15 protein-coding genes are annotated in these 20,817 nt (G+C 59.6%); 14 read left to right on the top strand and 1 reads right to left on the bottom strand.

Annotated elements, in window-relative coordinates; translation table 11 throughout:
- The first annotated feature begins 10 nt into the window (after positions 1–10).
- From Q2B33_RS12390 to Q2B33_RS12330, 13 genes are all read left to right on the top strand, one after another.
- Positions 11–1,357, top strand: a complete 1,347-nt coding sequence (locus tag Q2B33_RS12390) for a hemerythrin domain-containing protein (RefSeq protein WP_300783158.1) — start codon at positions 11–13, stop codon at positions 1,355–1,357.
- Positions 1,358–1,513: 156 nt separating this feature from the next.
- A complete protein-coding gene (locus tag Q2B33_RS12385; RefSeq protein ID WP_300567994.1) occupies positions 1,514–2,941 on the top strand; it encodes an aminopeptidase in 1,428 nt (475 codons plus the stop codon).
- Between the two features lie 11 nt (positions 2,942–2,952).
- Positions 2,953–3,990 carry a tRNA preQ1(34) S-adenosylmethionine ribosyltransferase-isomerase QueA gene (gene queA, locus Q2B33_RS12380; RefSeq protein ID WP_300568077.1) on the top strand — a complete coding sequence of 346 codons (1,038 nt, stop codon included), beginning with the start codon at positions 2,953–2,955 and terminating at the stop codon, positions 3,988–3,990.
- A 233-nt stretch (positions 3,991–4,223) separates the two neighbouring features.
- Entirely contained in the window at positions 4,224–6,401 is a 2,178-nt protein-coding gene (locus tag Q2B33_RS12375; RefSeq protein ID WP_300567997.1) for an NAD(P)-dependent oxidoreductase, read from the top strand.
- A complete protein-coding gene (locus Q2B33_RS12370; protein ID WP_296459403.1) occupies positions 6,398–7,360 on the top strand; it encodes a hypothetical protein in 963 nt (320 codons plus the stop codon). Before Q2B33_RS12375 ends, Q2B33_RS12370 begins: the two co-directional genes overlap by 4 nt.
- 64 nt (positions 7,361–7,424) lie before the next feature.
- A complete protein-coding gene (locus Q2B33_RS12365) occupies positions 7,425–9,623 on the top strand; it encodes a hypothetical protein (protein WP_300837326.1) in 2,199 nt (732 codons plus the stop codon).
- Between the two features lie 46 nt (positions 9,624–9,669).
- The gene (locus Q2B33_RS12360; RefSeq protein ID WP_300568007.1) at positions 9,670–11,559 is read left to right on the top strand and encodes a DUF2194 domain-containing protein; all 1,890 of its coding nucleotides are present in this window, start codon (positions 9,670–9,672) and stop codon (positions 11,557–11,559) included.
- A gap of 41 nt (positions 11,560–11,600) precedes the next feature.
- Positions 11,601–13,031 (top strand): GT4 family glycosyltransferase PelF, encoded by a 1,431-nt coding sequence (gene pelF, locus Q2B33_RS12355; protein WP_300568010.1) that lies wholly within the window; start codon positions 11,601–11,603, stop codon positions 13,029–13,031.
- A gap of 28 nt (positions 13,032–13,059) precedes the next feature.
- Entirely contained in the window at positions 13,060–14,508 is a 1,449-nt protein-coding gene (gene pelG, locus Q2B33_RS12350; protein WP_300568013.1) for an exopolysaccharide Pel transporter PelG, read from the top strand.
- Position 14,509: 1 nt separating this feature from the next.
- Entirely contained in the window at positions 14,510–14,914 is a 405-nt protein-coding gene (locus Q2B33_RS12345) for a DUF2304 domain-containing protein (protein ID WP_296459423.1), read from the top strand.
- Entirely contained in the window at positions 14,886–16,091 is a 1,206-nt protein-coding gene (locus Q2B33_RS12340; RefSeq protein WP_300568018.1) for a glycosyltransferase, read from the top strand. Before Q2B33_RS12345 ends, Q2B33_RS12340 begins: the two co-directional genes overlap by 29 nt.
- Positions 16,092–16,123: 32 nt before the next feature.
- A complete protein-coding gene (locus Q2B33_RS12335) occupies positions 16,124–16,897 on the top strand; it encodes a glycosyltransferase family 2 protein (RefSeq protein WP_300568021.1) in 774 nt (257 codons plus the stop codon).
- On the top strand, positions 16,881–18,173 hold the full coding sequence (locus Q2B33_RS12330) for a DUF4874 domain-containing protein (protein WP_300568024.1): 1,293 nt from the start codon (positions 16,881–16,883) through the stop codon (positions 18,171–18,173). The genes Q2B33_RS12335 and Q2B33_RS12330 overlap by 17 nt, the downstream gene beginning before the upstream one ends.
- Here the strand turns inward: Q2B33_RS12330 and Q2B33_RS12325 are convergent.
- On the bottom strand, positions 18,147–19,640 hold the full coding sequence (locus Q2B33_RS12325; RefSeq protein WP_300568027.1) for a DUF4832 domain-containing protein: 1,494 nt from the start codon (positions 19,638–19,640) through the stop codon (positions 18,147–18,149). The two genes, Q2B33_RS12330 and Q2B33_RS12325, sit on opposite strands and share 27 nt — an antisense overlap.
- A gap of 109 nt (positions 19,641–19,749) precedes the next feature.
- Here Q2B33_RS12325 and Q2B33_RS12320 point away from each other — a divergent pair.
- The coding region (locus Q2B33_RS12320) for a glycosyltransferase family 2 protein (RefSeq protein ID WP_300914059.1) at positions 19,750–20,817 on the top strand (1,068 nt) is incomplete at its 3' end.

Raw genomic sequence — 20,817 nt, 5'->3', positions numbered from 1 at the left:
GGAGGCCAATATGGGCAAAAATCAGTTTGTATGGCAGGAGAGATTCAATATCGGCGTGGAGTCTATCGACAGGGAGCACAGGAAGCTGTTCGCGATCATGAACAAGCTCTCTGCCTATGACGACAATGACGAGAAGAGCCGGTGGGCTTATCAGGAGGGCATCAAGTACTTTAAGGAGCATGCCATGAAGCATTTCGCGGAGGAAGAGCTCTACATGGCGTCCATAGGTTATGAGGGATATGACGTACATAGACGGATCCACGACACGTTCCGCAAGAAGACCCTTCCCGAGATCGAGAAGGAGCTGGCGGAGAGCTATTATTCCATGGAATCGGTGAAGCATTTCCTGGGCGTGTGCGCCGGATGGCTCATCGGACATACATTGACGGAAGACCGTGCAATCGTGGGGAAGGCCGAGAGCAAGTGGGGCAATCTGCTGCCGGAGGAAAAGCAGATCGCCATGAAGAACACCGTGGCGGAGCTGCTCTACGAGATGTTCCAGATAGAGGCCAAGGTCATCAGCGAGAGCTACAACGGAGAGAAGTTCGGCAAGGGGATCTACTACCGGCTGGTCTATGGCACGGACCGGGGGGACAGATGGGAGTTCTTCCTGGTGTTTGAAGACAGGATAATCGTCAATACCATAGGGAAGCTCATCGGGGCCGAGACGGACGGCGTGGACGTGATGATGATGAACGCCACCAGGTATGCGGCAAAACAGTTCGTGGAGCGCATCAAGACGCATTTCCCCAATGCCGAGCAGTTTGACATCAGGGAGGAGAATCTGCTGAACTATGATCAGTTCCAGAGGGCCTTCGAGAAGCATAACCCCCAGTGCAGCCTACTGTTTTCCGCGAAGGAGGGGTATTTCGCCTACAGCGTCATGGCGCCCCATCTGCTGGAGGAGGAGATAGCCACGTCCATCGGGGCGGAGAACGCCATGGCCGAGATCAAGAAATACCTGGAGAACCATGAGGCGGAGAAGAAAAAGAAGATACTGGTGGTGGACGACTCCGATGTGATGCTGCAGGCCATGAAGAGGCTGCTGGAGGATACCTACGAGGTGAGCCTGGCCAAGTCCGGGCTGGCCGCCATCCGGAGCATGACCCTGGACAGACCGGACCTGGTGCTGCTGGATTACGAGATGCCTGTCTGCGACGGGAAGCAGGTGCTGGAGATGATTCGGGCGGAGGAGGAGCTGGCCAATATCCCCGTCATCTTCCTCACCGGCAGGACGGACAGGGAGAGCGTCAGGAATGTGGTGGCCCTGAAGCCCGCGGGCTATCTGCCCAAGTCCATGAAGTCGGATGAGATTAAGAAGAACATCAAGGCGTATTTCGACAAGGTCGGAAAATGATTTTTGGGAATGTAAGCGCCCTGAACGGGACGGTCTTCTGACTGGCCATTATTTTGCGCCTGGGGAGTTCCCATTGACTGGAAAGTATGCTACAATGGAGTCAGCTTTTGACGAAGGGTTTGCCACATAGCAGGAAAAGCGAGAAAGGAAAGAGAAATGGAAAGAAAAGTGACGTGGGAGACTTATGATGCGGCGCAGCTGGAGAAGCTGGAGAGCCTGAACCGGGAGTACAGGGACTTCCTGGACAACGGCAAGACAGAGAGGGAGTGCATCGATACCATCGTGAACACCATCGAGGCGGAGGGCTATCAGGAGCTGGAGAGCCTGATCCGGGATGGAAAGAAGCCCCAGAAGGGGGACAAGGTGTACAGCGTATGCATGAACAAGTCCATCGCCATGTTCCAGATTGGAGAGAAGCCCATGGCGGAGGGCATGAACATCCTGGGCGCCCATATCGACAGCCCCAGGATCGATGTGAAGCAGAACCCCCTGTATGAGGAGGGCGGCTTCGCGTACCTGGATACCCATTATTACGGCGGCGTGAAGAAGTATCAGTGGGTGGCCCTGCCCCTGGCGCTCCACGGCGTGGTGGTGAAGAAGGACGGCACCACGATTGAGATGAACATCGGAGAGAATGATGACGACCCTGTGTTCTTCATATCCGACCTGTTGGTGCACCTGGCGGGAGAGCAGATGGAGAAAAAAGCCTCCAAGGTCATCGAGGGGGAGGCCCTGGATCTGATCATCGGCAGCAAGCCCATCGTCCTGACCAGGGAGGAGAAAGAGGAGGATAAAAAAGAGGACAAGGAGAAGGCCAAGGAGGCCATCAAGGCAGGCATCCTTGACATACTGAAAGCCTCCTATGACATGGAAGAGGAGGACTTCCTCTCCGCGGAGCTGGAGATCGTACCTGCCGGCAAGACCAGGGAAGTGGGCTTTGACCGCAGCATGATCCTGGGCTACGGACAGGACGACAGGGTCTGCGCATTCACTTCCATGCGGGCCATGCTGGACGTAGGGGCCACGGAGAGGACGCTTTGCTGCATCCTGGTGGACAAGGAGGAGATCGGCTCCGTAGGCGCTACGGGCATGCAGTCCAGATTCTTTGAGAACGCCGTGGCGGAGCTGATGAACCTCATGGGCGAGTACAGCGAGCTGAACGTCAGGAGATGCCTGGCCCGCAGCGCAATGCTCTCCTCCGACGTCAGCGCAGGTTTCGATCCCACCTATGCGTCCTGCTTCGAGAAGAAGAATGCCGCTTTCGTAGGAAAGGGCATGGTCTTCAACAAATTCACGGGCTCCCGCGGAAAGGGCGGCTCCAACGACGCCAACGCGGAGTACATAGCCTATCTGCGCAGAATCCTGGACGAGAAGGGCATCGTGTACCAGACCGCGGAGCTGGGCAAGGTGGACGTAGGCGGCGGCGGGACCATCGCGTACATCCTGGCGGAGTATGGCATGAACGTGATCGACAGCGGCGTGGCGGTGCTGAACATGCATGCGCCCTGGGAGGCCACCAGCAAGGCTGACGTATACGAGACCTACCGCGGTTACATGGTGTTTGCGGAAGGGGCAGGGATGTAATGGACAGCGTAATGCTGAAATCCGACTATTATTTTGAGCTGCCCCAGGAGCTGATAGCCCAGGATCCCCTGGAGGAGCGGACCTCCTCCAGGCTCCTGGTGCTGGACAAGCGCACCGGGGCAGTTTCCCATCATGGATTTCGGGAAATTGGGGAGTTCCTGCGGCCCGGGGACTGCCTGGTGCTGAACGACACCAAGGTCATCCCGGCCAGGCTCCTTGGGGAGCGGGAGGGCACCGGAGCCCATGTGGAGCTGCTGCTGCTGAAGCGCAGAAGCGGCGATGTCTGGGAGACGCTGGTGCGGCCCGGCAAGAAATGCCGCCCCGGCACCAGGCTGACCTTCGGGGACGGCCTGCTGAAGGCTGAAATCCTGGACACCGTGGAGGAGGGCAATCGGCTGGTACGGTTCGACTACGAAGGAATCTTCGAAGAGGTGCTGGACAGGCTGGGGGAGATGCCCCTGCCGCCCTATATTACCCACAAGCTCCAGGACAGGAACCGCTACCAGACGGTCTATGCAAAGCATGAAGGCTCTGCCGCCGCGCCTACAGCGGGGCTGCATTTCACGAAGGAGCTGCTGGGTAGGCTGGAGGGGAAGGGCATAGGGATTGCCTATGTGACCCTGCATGTGGGCTTGGGCACCTTTCGGCCTGTGAAGGAGGAGAACGTGCTGGAGCACCACATGCATACGGAGCACTACCAGGTGTCCCGGGAGGCCGCGGACACAATCAACCGCACAAAGGCTCAGGGTGGTCGGATTGTCTGTGTGGGGACCACCAGCTGCCGCACCCTGGAGAGCGCGGCGGGGGAGGACGGCCTGGTGCGTCCCTGCAGCGGGGACACGGATATCTTCATCTATCCCGGCTACCGGTTCCGGGTGCTGGACGCGCTGATCACCAATTTTCACCTGCCGGAGTCCACGCTGATCATGCTGGTCTCCGCCCTGGCGGGAAGGGAGCATGTGCTGGCGGCCTATGAGGAGGCTGTCAGGGAGCGGTATCGGTTCTTCAGCTTTGGGGACGCCATGCTCATCGTTGACGGCGGAATCTGACTGCGCGGGACAGAACAGAATAGGGCAAAGGAAACAGGATTCCCGGATTGTGCGGCGACACAGTCCGGGTTTTTGCCGTTCCGGCGGCGGGGCAGAAGACCGCAGGATTAGTACAGAGAGTGGATTAAAAACCGAGCCACACTCGGACTATTGACTTTGGACTACAGGATGCTATAATTGAGAATGGAAATAGTTATAGCAATGAGCTGGAAAGGACAGGCGGAGTCGGGAAGATGGTCATATTATTGGTAGGCGGCGGCAGCGCGCTGATGAACGCTGTGATTGACAAGTTGAACAAGAATGGCCATCGGGTCTATCTGCTGACGGGGCAGAAAGAGAGGAAATTCTCCTACAGCCGCGTCTTCGAGAAATACAATTTCCCCTATGACAGCGGGAGCATCAAGGACATCCTGGAGAGCGTGAAGCCGGACGTGACCGTATTCACCGGCGCTTATGACACCAATTTCACCTGGGAGTCCCCCAGGCAGGACGGCGTGCGGTACATGGCGGGGCTCATGAACATCCTGTCCGCCTGCAGCATGATGAAGAAGGGGCGCTTCCTGTATTTCTCCTCCCAGGAGGTGTTCGGCGCGCCCTACATAGACGACATCGGGGAGGAGGAGCCCGTATCTCCCAAGGGATTCAGGGCCATGGCCCTGGCCCAGGGGGAGGAGACCTGCGCCAACTACCGCAGGACCCAGGGGACGGACACGGTGATCCTGCGCTTCGGCCATCTGTACTGGGTGCCCCAAAAGGGGGAGAGAGGGGAGGATCCCTGCTTCCGGATGTGCCGGGAGGCATTGAAGACGGGAAAGATATCCGCCAATGAGAGACGGACCTTCTCTATGATTTATCTGAACGATGCGGTGGAGCAGATTTACAGGCTCATCTGCGAAGAAGCCCCGAAGCATGCCTGTTACCACATTTCCTCCGGGGAGGAGACGGGGGAGATGGAGCTGGCGAAGCTGGTCCGGGAGGAGCTGGGCTCCGGCATTGAGGTGGTGGACAGCACCGTGGGTGCGGGAAGCCGTCTGGTTCTGGACGGAAAAAGGTATGCAGAGGAATTCGGCCGGGAGATATTCAACCATTACGACACAGGGGTGAAAAAGGTTGCCCATTTCATGAAACGCCACAGCGCCTCATTCATTCTGGAGGAGGACGCGGGGGGCGGTCTGGCCGTCAGGGCCTGGAACAATACGCGCAGGATTCTCAGGGCGATGTTCCCCTATATCGAGAACCTGATATGCTTTATCCCATTTTTCCTGTTGTACAACAATGCGGCGGACAGCGCGTTCGTGGCGCGCCTGGACTTCTATCTGCTGTACGTGCTGCTGTTCGCGGTGGTGTACGGCCAGAGGCAGGCCATATTTTCCGGCTTCCTGGCGGTGATCGGATATATCGTGGGCCAGATGGGGGTCCGCAGCGGCTTCGAGGTGCTGATAGACTACAATACCTATGTGTGGATGGCGCAGCTGTTCATCGTGGGGCTGGTGGTGGGGTATCTCAGGGATCGGCTACAGTTCGTCCAGAGCGAGAACCGGGCCAGGGTGGCATACCTGCAGGGGCAGCTCAGGGACATAGAGGAGATCAATGACAGCAATGTCCGGATGAAGCACAATTTCGAGTCCCAGGTGGTGAACCACAAGGACAGCCTGGGGAAGATTTACGAGATTTCCTCCACCCTGGAGCAGTACGGCCCGGAGGAGGTGCTGTTCTACGCGGCGCAGGTACTCTCGAAGTTAATGGACTGTGAGGATGTGGCAGTTTACACGGTGGCCAACGGGGATTACGCCAGACTGTTCTCCGCCACGTCTCCGGAGGCCCGCAAGATGGGGAATTCCATTAAATATACCGCCATGGAGGAGATGTACGGAGAGCTGAAGGAAGGGCGCGTCTACATCAACCGGAAGATGGAGGAGAAGATGCCCATGATGGCCAGCGCCGTGTACGCGGAGGATGAGATGGAGCTGATTTTGATGCTCTGGGGCATCCCCTGGGAGCGCATGACATTGGGAGAGGCCAACCGCCTGACCATCGTGGGCTTCCTGATCCAGAACGCCGTGGTGCGGGCCAACCGCTATCTGGAGGCCCTCAGGAACCGCCGGTATGTGGAGGGGACGAACGTGCTGGACGAGGACGCCTTCACCCAGCTGGCCAAGGCGTTCTTTGACGCCAGGGAGAAGGGGCTCACCGAATATGTGCTGCTGGAAATCCTCACAGGAGACGAGAACTATGAGAATGTGGCCAAGACCCTGGGCGGCGCCATCCGGCAGACGGATTATCTGGGTATCCTGAAGCAGGGGAAGCTCCATGCGCTGCTGTCCAATACGAACAAGGAGAACATCGGCGGCATCCAGGAGCGCTTCCGGAGCGCGGGCTATGAATGCCGAGTGGAGGAGGCTGTGATATGACGCTGGCGAGGGATGAGCGCATTTTCCTGACCGTGCTCCTGGTGAACCTGGCCGTGGCGCTGGTCTATCTGCTGGCAGGGGTGCTGTTCCTCGTGCCCGCCCACGCCGCGGCAGCCGGGGAGGAGAAGGGAGAGGCCCTGTATGACAACCGGAGGACCTATCTGCTCCGGTTCCTGGTGATGGTACTGTGCCCGGTGATTGGGCCGCTGTTCTTCTTCATGGGACAGCTTTTCTATCTGCTTGTGTTCTGGAGGGACGTGGATCTGGCGGATGTGATATTCAGCAAGGAGCGGGTCAGGACCCGCATGAAGGCGGACGAGGAACGGGAGCGGGACATCATCCCCCTGGAGGAGGCCATCCTGGTCAATGAGAAGAAGGACCTGCGCATGGTGATGATGAACGTGATCAAGGAGGACATCCGCAATTCCCTGGCATCCATCACGCTGGCGCTGGACAGCGAGGACTCCGAGGCCTCCCATTACGCCGCGGCCGTGCTGTCCGACGAGCTGAACAAGTTCCGTCTCTATGTGCAGAGGCTGTGGCGGCAGATCCAGGAGGAGGAGCCCGGGGAGACGGAGTGCGAGGAGATTCTCCTGGACTATATGGACAATATCCTGCGGCAGCGCATCTTCTCCGACCATGAGCAGCGGAAATTCGTGAATATATTGACGGAGAGCGCGGAATCGCTCTATGGGAAGGATCCCTCCAGGCTTACCCTGGAACGGTATGAGGAGGTATGTCTGCGGGCGCTGGAGGTGAAGGAGTTCGACAGGGCTTCGAAATGGTGCGGGCGGATGAAGGAGCAGTTCCCGGAGGAGCTGCCCAGCTATACCTGCAGGCTGAAGCTGAGCTTCGCCAGGCAGGACAGGGAGGATTTCTTCGAGACGCTGGAGGCCTTGAAGAGATCCAATGTGGTGATCGACAATGAGACGCTGGAGCTGATCCGTATCTTCAGTTGAGACAGATGCTCCATGAAGGCGGGCAGGCTGTGGAAAGGCATGGGCTTGTGAGATGTCAATGACGATGCTTACGATATTGCAGACCATAGAGGTGGCGGCGGCATACCTGGCGGTGACGCTTTTGCTGCCGTGGGCGCTGCTGCGCCGGAGGATGACAGGCATCAGGCTGCCGGCCAGGTTCATGGCATGCTTCATGATCGGGAACTTCTACTGCATGAACTTGGTGTACCTGCTGCAGCTGCTCCACGTTTCCTGCAGGCTGACGCTGTTTCTGGGGACGCTTGCCCCCTTTATCGCGGTGGCGGCATTTCAGTGGAAGGCATCCCTCGGGGCGCGGCTGGAGCGGCGGCTGGAGCAGCTGCGGCAGGTCTCGGAGGGGCAGCTTGGGCGCAGGACGCTGATGCTGCGGCTGGGGAGGCGCCTGGGGCGGATGTCCTCCGGATGGCTGGGGGAATGGCTTGCGCCCCGCTGGCCGGAGGCCCTTCTGGCGGCCGGAACCGTGGCGCTGATTCTCTACATATACGGGACCAACACGGTGAATGTGTACGGCTACTGCGCTTCCGACATGGTGCTGCACAATTATTGGATCAACCATATGGAGAACAACAACATCTTCGTGGACGGCGTCTACCCCTTTGGCTTCCACTGCATGATCTATTATCTGCATGAGGTGTTCGCCATCCCTGTCTATGTGCTGCTGCGGGTGTTCGCGCTGCCTCAGACGCTGATGATTCATCTGATGCTGCTGGCCTTCCTGCGGCTGCTGTGCAAAGCGAGATACACCCCTTACATCGGGGTCATGGCCTATGTGGCCTCGGGGGTTTTCTACCAGTATACATATTACAGATATTATGCGGCGCTGCCCCAGGAGTACGGGATGCTCTTCATATTGCCCGCCGCCTGGTTTGCCATTGCCTTTCTGCGGGAGAAGGACTTCGCCCGGAGGCGGAACCTGATCCTGTTTGCCATTGCCATATCCATGACGCTGACAGTCCACTTTTACGACACCATAGTGGCGGGGCTGCTGTGCCTCGGGATAGGCGTGGGATTTGTCTTCCGCTGCCTGCGCTGGCGGTATCTGAAGGGGCTGATGCTGGCGGGGATAGCCGGCATCCTGATTGCGGTGCTGCCCATGGCGGCGGCCTATGCCATGGGAAAGCCTCTGCAGGGTTCCCTGTACTGGGGCATGAACATGCTCTCCTCCGGCGGGGGAGAGGCGGGAGAAGGCGGCGTGGAAGGGAAAGGCAGCTCCGGGGAGGACGGGAAGAAGGAAACCGGCGGGACACAGGACAGCGGGAAAAAAGCGCCTCAGGGGGGCGGTTTGGCGGAAAAGCTCCAAAAAGGGGTTGTCTGCGTTCTGGAGGAGCTGAAATATTATGTTACGAATGACAGCATGGATGCGGCCAGGTTCATGCTGGGGAGCGTGGGAGCGGTTTTGGCGCTGGGGGTATTGTGGCTGATTCTACGCAGGCCGGATTACGGGGGCGCTCTGCTCTCCGTCGGCGTGTTCATGGGGGTGCTGTGCATCCTCCAGGCCTCGGCAAAGCTGGGGCTGCCGCAGCTGCTGGAGGTATCGCGGTATTCCGTCTACATTGGATACGGAATTCCGATTATATGGGGCCTTGGCCTGGACGCGGTGCTGTATCTGCTGTTTGGGGAGAAGCGGGCGATCGATGCGGGCGCGGTGGCGGCTTTGGCAGCGGCCTGTGCGGCGGTGGCGCTGACAGGCGTCAGGAGGCCTGCATACTTAAGCGCCTATGAATCCAATGACGCCATAATATGCCTCACCAATATCCTGCATGAGAGCGGAGGGGAAGGCTCCTGGACAATCTGCTCTGCCAATGACGAGCAGCAGATGACCTGGGGGCGGGGATACCACTATGAGCTGATCGAGTTCCTGCGGAAGCAGGAGGAGGTGAAGGAGCAGCCTGTCATCACCATACCTACGGATACGGTATACTTCTTCATCGAAAAGGTGCCCCTCCTGTATCTGGACTATCTGAACACCATCCGCCCTTCCAGGGAGGTCTCCCTGGAGGGAGCGGAGACGCCCCTGCCGAAGGTGAAGGGTATCCTGCCCTACATAGGGGAGCAGAGATGGGTGACCATGTCCCATATGTACTACTGGGCCCGGGCCTTCCGTGAGCTGTATCCCAATGAGATGGAAGTGTACTACGAGACGGATGCCTTCGTCTGCTACCGCATACGCCAGGACGCGTACAACCTGTACAATTTTGCCCTGGACTACGGCTATAACGAGTGAGGCATCTCACGGATAGACGCGGAGCCGGAACGAGAGAGGGAAAGAGATGATATCACGCCGGAATTATTTTGCAATCACCATATTGATGGCTACGGTGCTGTTCCTGTGCATGTGCCTCAACAGCCTGAAGGACGGCTGGAATGACTATGCCGTGAACAGGTATACCGAGACGGCGGAGAACTATCCCTCCCAGATCAATATGTACCTGCCGGGCGGGGAAGAGGAGGAGCCGGCCCCGGAGGAGGGCACGGAGGATGTCTGGAGCCTGGCCGCGGCTTCCAGGGACAGGGTCGTCTGGATTGGTCCGGAGGACAGCGCCCTCTACGGCGTGGTGGAGGCATGGGTGACATACACGAAGCGGGACATCGCCGCCTATCCGTCCCTGACGGCCCTGAAAGCCGCAGAGGGCGAAGGGACGGCCTGGATGCTGGTGACGGATCCGGCCTGTGTGGACTGGGAGTCCGGGGAGGAGCTGGAGCTGCTGGAGGGCTATGTGGAAGCGGGGACCCATCTGGTGCTCCCCGGCCTCCCGGAGGTGTCGGTGATCGAGGGGAACAAAAAGCTGCGGGACTTTCTGGGCATCCGGAAGGTGCTGGAGCAGGAGACCACGGTGACGGGATATTATCTGCGGGAGGGCTTCCTGCTGGGCGGAGGAACCTTCTATCTGGACCGGGAAAGCCCTGACGCGGAGGAGCTCCTGCCGGGGAGCGAGGCATACCCGGGGGAGAAGACCTTCCCCTGGTATCTCCCCGGCTACGGCACCAAGGTGTACATGAGGGGGATTGCGGCGGGGGAGCAGGTGAAGGCGGAGAACTACCCGATCATGCTGTGGCGCAAGAGCCACGGCACCGCCAGCGTGTTCGCCGTGAACGGCGGCCTGATGGACGGGCTCCAGGGGATGGGGCTTTTGTCCGCCATGGCCGCGGAGACGGATTCCTATGGGCTCTATCCGGTGGTGAATGCCCAGAACATGATTCTGGCGGGATATCCCAGCCTGGCGGACGAGAATCCGGAGGAGATGGAGCGGCTCTACAGCCGTTCCGTGAAGCAGGTGTTCCAGGAGCTTCTGTGGCCCAATATCGCCGCCGTTCTGGAGAAGCACCGCTATAAGGCCACCTGTATGATGACGCCCCAGTATGACTACACGGACGACAATCTGCCAGACGGCAGGCAATTGGCCTATTATCTGAAAATCTTCAATGAGCACGGGGCGGAGACGGGCCTGTGGGGCCTTTCCGTATCGGATACGCCCCTGGCCGGGAAGCTGGCTTCGGACGGGGCGTTCCTCCGGGAGGCCCTGGGCGGCTACGGGTTCGCGTCCCTGTACGCGGGGGACATGGAGGCCCTGGAAATCCGGGAGGCGCTGGGGGAGGAGCTGCTTGGGTCTGTCAGAACCGTGGTCAGGGAGCATGACGGGACACAGGCCATGCCGGTGGGATTCCTGTCGGAGGGTGTGACGGCACAGCGTGTAATTGGAGACGGCCTGACGTATACCTATGAGAGCGATTTCCTGGTCAGGTGCATGGAGACGGCGCTGGGGTACTTCAGCATCTCCTTCGACCTGTCCCGGGTGGCATATCCGGAGGAGGACGGGGACGGCTGGGAACAGCTCTCCAAAGCGCTGGGCACCACCATCGGCATCTACGGCCAGAGCTTCCGGGGCTTCCACGCCACCACCGCCTCCGAGTGCGATGCCCGGATCCGCCAGTTCCTGGCCCTGGATTACCGGGACAGCAGGATCGACGACGCCATACATCTGCAGGTGGAGGGGATTACAGGGCCCGCCTGGTTCGTCCTGCGGACCCACAATGAGGCCATAGAGGACATGGAGGGCGGAAGCTGGCAGGAGCTGGAGGAGGGCGCGTACCTGATCGAGGTGACGGATAAGCGGGCCGTCCTGACATTAAAGCCGGCGGACGAGAGGTTCTACCGTTAGGACACCGGTGCCCGGGCGGAGGACAGGTAAGGAGACAGGAAATGAAGGTCTGTATAGTAGTGGAGGGCTGTTATCCATATGTGGCAGGCGGCGTATCCAGTTGGATACACGGACTCATACAGTCATTCCCAAAGGTGGAGTTCACGCTGCTGACAATCATAAGCACCCGGGACCAGAGCGGGAAGTTCATCTACCAGATGCCGGAGAATGTGGCGGAGGTCCATGAGCTGTACCTGCAGGATGTGGACTGGAACCGGAAGGGCTGGCACAGGCACAGGCTGAACAAGAGGGAATACACGGCCATGCGCAGCCTGGTGATGAACCGGGAGGTGGACTGGGAGACATTGTTCCGGCTGTTCCAGAAGGGCGGAGTCTCCCTGGATAAGCTGCTGATGGGGGAGGATTTCCTGCACATCGTCAGGGAGTATTACGACCTGCAGTACAGCCAGCTGAATTTCTCCGATTTCCTCTGGACCATGCGCTCGGTGTACCTGCCGCTGCTGTTCGCGCTGAAGATGGAGCTGCCGAGGGCGGATCTCTATCACTGCGTGGCCACGGGCTACGCCGGGGTGTTGGGCAGCATGGGGAAGTCCCTGTACGGGGGAAAGCTCCTGATCTCGGAGCACGGCATCTACACCAGGGAGCGGGAGGAGGAGCTGCTGCGGGCGGAATGGGTCAAGGGGGCCTACAAGAACATCTGGATCGATCAGTTCCGGAAGATGTCCACCTTGGCCTACGAGAGGGCCGATCTGATCACCAGCCTCTATGAGCATGCCAGGGAGCTTCAGGTGGATTTGGGCTGTCCTGCGGAGAAGACCATGGTCACACCCAACGGCGTGGCGGTAGACCACCTGCAGGCGCTTCCTGGAAAGACGGAGGAGGACGCCGGGAAGTTCAACATCGGCGCCATCCTGCGGGTGACCCCTATCAAGGACGTGAAGACCATGATCCAGGCCTTCGGCTTCGCCAAAGAGAGGGAGCCCAGGCTGAAGCTGTGGATCATGGGGCCCTGTGACGAGGACGAGGCCTACGCAAAGGAGTGCTTTGAGCAGGTGGAGGCCCTGGGCCTGACGGACGTGGTCTTCACCGGAAGGATCGATATCCGGGATTACCTGGGGCGGATGGACGTGACCATCCTGACCAGCATCAGCGAGGGGCAGCCCCTGACCATCCTGGAGAGCTACGCGGCCCATGTGCCTGTGATCGCCACGGACGTGGGCAACTGCTCCGGGCTGATATACGGGGAGAAGGACGATTTCGGGCCGGCGGGAATCCTCACCCACATCATGAACGTGGAGGAGATCGCCCAGGCCATGGTGGATATGGCCAGGAACGAGGCCATGCGCCTCCGGATGGGGGAGAGCGGCTACAAGAGGGTCATGTCCGCCTACCGCATAGAGCACATGCGCGCCACCTACCGGAAGATATATGGGGAGTTCGCGGACAGCTGCGGAGCGGGATATGAGATATGAGACAGGAACATGAAGAGAGGGAAGAGCCATGGCAGGCATCGGCATCAAGCTGAACAGAATATTTGAAAAGAACACCATAACCACCCACCTGGCGGGATTCGCCTACAGCTCCATGTCCACGGTGACCCCCATGCTGGTGGTCATCCTGAACATCCTGCTGATGAGCCATTTCCTGGGCTTCGACCAGTTGGGCTTCGTGGAGCGGGAGCTGTTCTCCTGCACGGTGCTCTATATCTTCATCTTCGCGCTGCTCACCGCGGCCCCCTTCAACTCCGTGCTGTCCAAGTACATGTCCGATGTGGTGTACGAGGAGCGATATGAGGACATCAGGCCCTGCTTCTTCTTCGGGCTGTTCCTGAACATCTCCTTGAGCAGCCTGCTGGGGATTCCCTTCTGCCTCTGGGAGCATTTCGTGGGCAAGGTGGACGTATTCTACACCTTTACCGGATACTGCGGCTACATCGGGCTGGTGCTGGTGTTCTACTCCATGATCTACCTGTCCATCTCCAAGGACTACACGAAGATATCCCTGTTCTTCTCCATCGGGATGCTGTGGGCCTTCCTGTTCTCCCTGTTCCTGCGGTTCGTCATGAAATGGGGCATCAGGGAGAGCATGCTGTTCGCCCTGATGACAGGCTTTTTCCTGACGGCCTTCCTGGAGCTTGCCATCATAAAGCGGTACTTCGTCAGGAACAGCAACCGGTACAAATCGGTGCTGCGCTATTTCGGGAAATACTGGAAGCTGGTGGTGGCGAACTTCTTCTACATCCTGGGCCTGTATATCCATAATTTCGTCTTCTGGAATACGGACATGCGCCTGGTTGTGGTGAAGACCTTCGTGTGCAACCAGCCCTACGACATGGCCACCTGCCTGGCCATGTTCACCAATATCTCCACCACGATCATCTTCATCGCCAGGGTGGAGATGCATTTCCACGATAAATACAAGGCCTACTCCGAGGCGGTGATCGGGGGCAAGGGGGCGGACATCGACAGCGCCAAGAGGGAAATGTTCCGCCAGCTCTCCGCGGAGCTGATGAACCTGGTGCGCATCCAGTTCATCATCACGGCGGTGGTATACCTGATCGCGGTGGTGTTCCTGCCCGGGCTGGGCATATCGCCGCTGACCATGCGGATCTATCCCTGCCTGACGGCAGGGTACTTCATCCTGTTCCTCATGTACGCGGAGATCATCTTCCTGTACTACTTCGACGACCTGACGGGGGCCATGGTCACATCCCTGCTTTTCTGCCTGGTGACCTTTTTGGGCAGCCTGGCGGCCACCCGTCTGCCGGAGCTGTGGTACGGCGTCGGCGTGGTGGCGGGGGCCTTCACCGGCTGGACCTTCGCCTATTTCAGGCTCCGCTACATGGAGAGGCATCTGGATGCCCATATCTTCTGCAAGGGGTCGCTGATCAGGCCCGGCATGGGCACGAAGCCGCCCGCCAAGGTGTATGACAGAAAGGAGAGCGCGTAAGATGGACGGTACTATCATAAGGATCGGATTGGGGGTTGGAGGTGTGATCTTGTTCCTGTTCGGCTTCTGGACCCATTCCTTTAAGAAGCTGGCAGTGAACTACGCCGTAATCTGGGGGCTGCTGGGGATATTCATGATTCTCATGGGAGCGATTCCGATTCTGTCGGAATGGACGCATATGCTTGCCCCCGGCACGGGCCTTGCGTTCTTCTGCGTGGGGGCTCTGATTCTGTTCACGGAGGTGCAGAACAGCCTGGTGATTTCCCAGTTAAATATGAAGAACCGGGAGCTTGCCATGCAGGTGGCCATGCTGAACCAGGAGAGCGAGCGCATGATGCACGAGCTGGAGGAGCTGACCAGGCAGCAGGAGGAGGCCAATGGGGAAAAAGATTCTGTTCGTGATTAACACCATGGGCCGGGCCGGCGCGGAGACGGCCATGCTGGAGCTGCTTGGGCGCCTGGACAGCCCGGCGTATGAGATTTCCCTGTATGTCATCATGGGCCAGGGGGAGATGATCCATAAGCTGCCGCCCTATGTCCGGCTGCGCAATCCCGGATTCGACGCCCATTCCGTGCTGTCCCGGGAGGGAAAACGGGGGATGGTTCGTACAGTGTGCCGGGCTTTCTTTAAAAACGGCGGGCAGATTGGAAAAATATGTTATATCGTCAAGAATCTCATGCCCATGGTCAGGAGGGGAAAGCTGCAGACGGATAAGCTGCTGTGGCGGATGCTCTCGGACGGAGGCCTGCGCTTTCAGGAGGAATTCGACCTGGCGGTGGCATGGCTGGAGGGGGCTTCCGCCTACTATGTGGCAGACCATGTGAAGGCCGCCAGGAAATGCGCCTTTGTCCACATCGACTATGAGAGCGCCGGGTACACCCGGGAGATGGACAGGGACTGCTGGGACAGCTTCGACCGGATCTTCATGGTCTCCGACGAGGTGCGGGAGCATTTCCTGGCGGTGTATCCGGAGCATGGGGGAAAGGCCGGCATCTTCCACAACCTGGTGGATCAGGAGGGCATCCGCCGCCGAAGCAGGGAAGCGGGAGGCTTTTCAGACGGCTATGAGGGAAAGCGCCTGCTGACCGTGGGCAGGCTCACCTACCAGAAGGCTTACGATATAGCCATAGAGGCCATGAAGCTTTTGAAGGACAGGGGATACCGGGCCAGGTGGTACGTGCTGGGGGAGGGGGATCAGAGAAGGGCCCTGGAGAAAAAGATAGCGGCCCTGGGATTGCAGGAGGATTTCCTGCTCCTTGGGGCCGTGGAGAACCCTTATCCCTATTATGCCCAGGCTGATTTGTACATACATGCCACCCGGTTCGAGGGCAAGAGCATCGCCATCCAGGAGGCCCAGACACTGGGGCGGGCCGTGGTGGCCTCGGACTGCAACGGCAACCGGGAGCAGATAGAGGACGGCGCGGACGGCCTGCTCTGCGCGCTGACGCCGGAGGCTGTCGCGGACAGCATCGCATCGCTTCTGGAGGACGAGGAGAAGCGGATTGCCCTGGGGCAGGCGGCAGGGCGCAGGGATTTCGCCCAGGGACAGGAACTGGAGACATTTCTGGCACTTCTGGATTGAGTGCGGGAAGGACAGGGGGCTGGAAAAGGATTATGAAGGAATTACTGATCATCATACCTGCTTATAATGAGGGACAGAATATCCGGAGGGTGCTGGGGCAGGTGGAGGGCCTGGGGCTTTCGTCCGTGGCGGATATCCTGGTCATAAACGACGCTTCCACGGACTCCACCAACTGGACCGTGAAGGAGATGGGATACCCTATGATATCCCAGCCCTTTAACATGGGCTACGGCTGTGCCCTGCAGACCGGATATAAATATGCGGTAAGGCGCGGATACAGGTACGTTATCCAGATGGACGGGGACGGGCAGCATGATGTCTGCAATATCCCCGTGCTCTACAACAGGCTGAAGGAGAGGGAGGAGGACGGACGGTATCCGGACATCGTGCTGGGGGCCAGGTTCCGGAAGGACAGCTCCGATTTCCCGGTTTCATGGCCCAAGAAGGTCGTCTACTCCCTGTTTCGGGGCATGATCCGCCTGATCACGGGCGCGCGGATCTCGGATCCCACCACGGGCCTGCAGGGGCTGAGCAGGAAGGCCTTCCTGTATTATTCGAAATACAATCATTTCGACGACAAGTATCCGGATGCCAACATGCTGGTGCTGATGCTTTTGGCCAAGTTCAAGGTGGTGGAGGTGCCGGCGGTGATGCATGCCCGGACGGCGGGGAAGAGCATGCATTCGGGGCTCAAGCCCTTCTGGTACATGCTCCGGGTCATGTACAGCACGGTGATCATATTGTTCCGGGTGAAATTCCTGAAGATGGACGTGGAGGTGGGATTGCGCAGTGCGGATAAGATTTAGGGAGAAGACGGCGTTCGAGGCCGCCCGGTGCATGGAGAGCAGCGGGGAGCTGCACAATCCCGGACAGGGCTGGTATCATGTCTATACCTTCCGGGCGAAGCCGGATGGGGGGCGGCCTGTGGAAGAGGAGGCCTGGCTGGACGAGAGCTGCAGGCAGGAACAGCTGGCTCTGGTTCTGATCCTCATAGGGGACTACAGGGCCTGCGAGATTCCGAAGGAGGCCCTGCTCCATATCGGGCAGATCCTGGAATTCTTCCGCCGGAATGGAAAAGAAATGATACTGCGGTTCGTCTACGACAATGAGGGCAAGGGCATGGAGAGGGAGCCCCTCACGGTCTCCATGGTGAAGCGTCACATGGAGCAGATTGGCGGGGCAATCCGGCCTTATATGGAAGATATCCTGGTGCTGCAGGGAATCTTCGTGGGAAACTGGGGGGAGATGCACGGCTCCAAGTTCCTGGGCAGGGACTCCATGTGCGATTTGATGAATACTTTATATCGGTCAACCGAAGGGAGATGCTTCCTTGCGGTGCGCACCCCCGCCCAGTGGCGCACTGTGGCAGACGGCAGCGCGGAGCCCGGACTGGAGGAGCGGCTGGGCCTGTACAATGACGGCATATTCGGCTCGGAGACGGACATGGGGACATACGGCACCCGGACAAGGGCACAGGCCGGGGAGACCGGGAGCTGGAGCCGCGGCGAGGAGCTGGACTGGCAGGAGGGCTGTATGGACATGACGCCAAATGGTGGGGAGATCCTGTCCGGCCAGCCCCTGACAGGATACCGGCAGGCGGCGGAGGTTCTGGGGAAGATGCATGCGAGCTATCTCAACAGCATCTACCATCCGGACCAGCTGGAGCACTGGAGACGGGAGACCGTGGAGGAGGCGGGCTGCTGGGACGGAATCAGCGGCTATGACTATATCGGCCGGCATCTGGGGTATCGGTTCACCGTGCGGAATGTGACGGAGAAAAAGGGGAAGGAGCTGCTGGTCACGGTGGAGAACACGGGCTTCGGGAACCTGTGCCAGGAGGCGGAATGCTTCCTGGTGACAGAGTACGGCGACGGAAGGGCGGTGCTGCGGCATCTGGCCGCGGACCCGAGAGAGTGGCGCAGCGGACAGGAGAGCCTGCTGCGGGCGGACATATCGGAAGGGCGCGCCCCGGGCAGCAGGTTATTCCTGACGCTGAAGCGCAGGGCGGACGGAAGGGTCATCCGGTTCGCCAACGAGGGGGCTGGCGACAGGATCCTACTGGGGGGATATCCGGACCGTTAGGGAGCCCACAGGACAGCCCTCGCCCTCCAGGGCCCCTTCATTGGCCAGGCGGATCTCAAAGCCGGAGAAGGGATCCGAGACGGAGAGGGACAGACTGTACTCCCCCGGGGCAAGGGCGCTGAGATCCAGAGGGATTTCCAGCAGGATTTCCTGGCCGGGGAGCCAGAGGCGGGTGTCGGCCTCCACCGGCAGCGCATAGTCCCCGGATTCGGCTTCCATGTTCAGGGCCACGTCAAAGGGGCGGTAGCAGGGGGAGAAGCCCACATTCTCCAGGGCGAGGGTCAGCACCGCCGCCTCCTCCGGGGAAGCGGGGGCGCTGAGGGCGGAGGATCTGAGCACATAGCGGTAGCCCAGGTGGGCGGCGATGTAATCATATCCGCTCATGCCCCGGAAGGGGCCATCTCCGGTGAAGCTGTCCGCCTGCCATTTGGCCAGCACAGCCTCGTCGTAGCGGTCGTTCAGGTAGGAGATGTGGATGGCCGCCAGATCCTGGACGGCGGAGGGGAAATCATTATACGGATTGTCGATGGTGACCTCCCCGCCGTTGGGCACATGGTTGCACAGGGTATTCTGAAATGTGATTTCGTCCTGACGGGAACGCTTTTGCGTCTGCCCGGCGGAAAAGTCCGAATCCCCCTGGCCGTAGGTGCCCAGATCCGTCTCCGAGCCCAGCAGCCCGTCATTGTAGAGGCCCAGGCGCTGGAGGCCTGTCCCGGCGGAGTCTCCTTCCCGGGCCTGCCAGGCGTCCTTCACGGCGCGCCACTGGGCGGGGGTGCGGACTGCCAGGAAGACGGAAGGGTCTGTGACGGAGTCCAGGTGCTCCATGAGGGTGAGCATGTCCTCCGCATTGGTGTATTCGGAGCCGTGCATTTCCCCCCAGGAGCCCGCATAGATGCCCTGGAGGATATAGACGCAGTCCCGGTGCCTGTCTATGACCCGGGCGGTCTGGGACATATGCTCCAGGATTTGGGAGAGGCTCTCCGGCTCCGTCTTGTGGGGCTTGCCGTCCCAGTCGTAGAGAAAGCGCAGGATCAGCTGCCTGCCCCTGGAATGCCAGGCGTCCAGGATGCCCTCCAACTGCGCCAGCCCGGCCTCGCTGACAGGGCCTTCTGCGAAATTGCACAGATTGAACTGGAGGAGGACAAGGCCGGGGCCGTAATCCTGCTCCAGGACATCCGTCGGATCCCAGGGGGCATCGGACAGGGTGTAGGCGTGGATCTGATACCAGCCGATGTAGGGATTGTCCAGTGCGGCCGCGGATTCCACGCAGGGGGACGGCGTGTATTCGGGAATGCGTATGCCTGTGCGCAATAAGACTTCTTCGGCAAAGGCGGAGATCTCCCGGACAAAGGCCAGGATGTCGCCGGTGCCTGCGGAAATCTGTCTGCCCAGCGCGGAAATCCCGCCGCCGAACAGGGATAGGTTTGCTGCCATGGCCAGGACGGCCAGTGTTCTCATGGTCTTCATATGGTCTGCTTCCAATCTCTGTCAGGAATATGGAACGCCTGTAGCGCCCGGCGTATTATAGCATATGGCATGGGAAAAAGCCATAGGAAAGTGAAAGGATTTTACGGTAGTGGAGACTGGGAAGAAGATATCGGTGATCGTTCCCATGTACAATGCGGAGCGCTATATCGGGAAATGCCTGGAATCTGTGGTCAGGCAGACCTATCCTGAGCTGGAGATACTGGTGATTGACGACGGGTCTGTGGACAAAGGGCCCGGCATATGCGGAAAGCTGGCGGAGAGGGACGGGCGGATACAGGTGCTGCGCCAGGAGAACCAGGGAGTTTCCGACGCCAGGAACACGGGGCTTGACAGGGCCTGCGGGGAGTATGTCTTCTTCCTGGACAGCGATGACGCCATCCATCCCAGGCTGCTGGAGGAGATGTTGGGCAGGGCGGAAGGATGGGGGGCGCAGCTTGCGTTCTGCGGGTACGCCAGGATGGACGGCAGGGAGCTGGAGGAATCGCTCAAGAGAGACTGGGGAGAGGAGGCGCGGAAGGCCGGAGGGCAGGGCGGAGAGCAGGTCGGAAGTGAAGCGGACGCCATCCGGGAGGCCGATGCGCGGAGGCCAGGTAAGCGAGCCGCTGCCGGGGAAGCCCCGATAGGGGAGGACAGCGCCGCAACCCGGTGGCACACAGCGGACGAAGAAATGACAGAGAACTGGTTCCACGTAAAGTACACGGACATTTTCTCCGGCATCGGCGGCAAGCTGATCCTGCGTTCCGCCATAGGGGATGTCAGGTTCGACAGAAGCCTGGCCAACGGGGAGGACACCTGGTTCCTGTACCGACTGACGGACAGACAGGTGAAGAGCGTCTGCTGCGGGAATGCATGGTACTATTACAGAGTGCATCCTGAGAGCGTCACCAATTCCGCGGGGACGGCGAGAGGGAGACGATATTTCGACTGCGCCCGGCGGATCAGGGACGGGGAATACCGGAAGGGCCGGAGGGACTATGCCATGCGGTGGGAGATCGTCCTGGCAGAACAGCTAAAGAGGAGCTATGAGTCCCTGCGGCGGGGAGGAGAGCGGGAAGCCGCGGCGGATTTGCGGAAGACGGCTGTGTCGGAGGCAGGGCATCCGCTGTTCGGGGAAATCTGTCTCAGCGACAGGATACTTTTCCGCTGCTGTTTTTGC

This window comes from uncultured Acetatifactor sp. (assembly GCF_948601915.1).
In the GTDB taxonomy this organism is placed as follows: Bacteria; Bacillota; Clostridia; order Lachnospirales; family Lachnospiraceae; genus Acetatifactor.
This window is presented reverse-complemented; position numbering and strand designations above follow the sequence as displayed.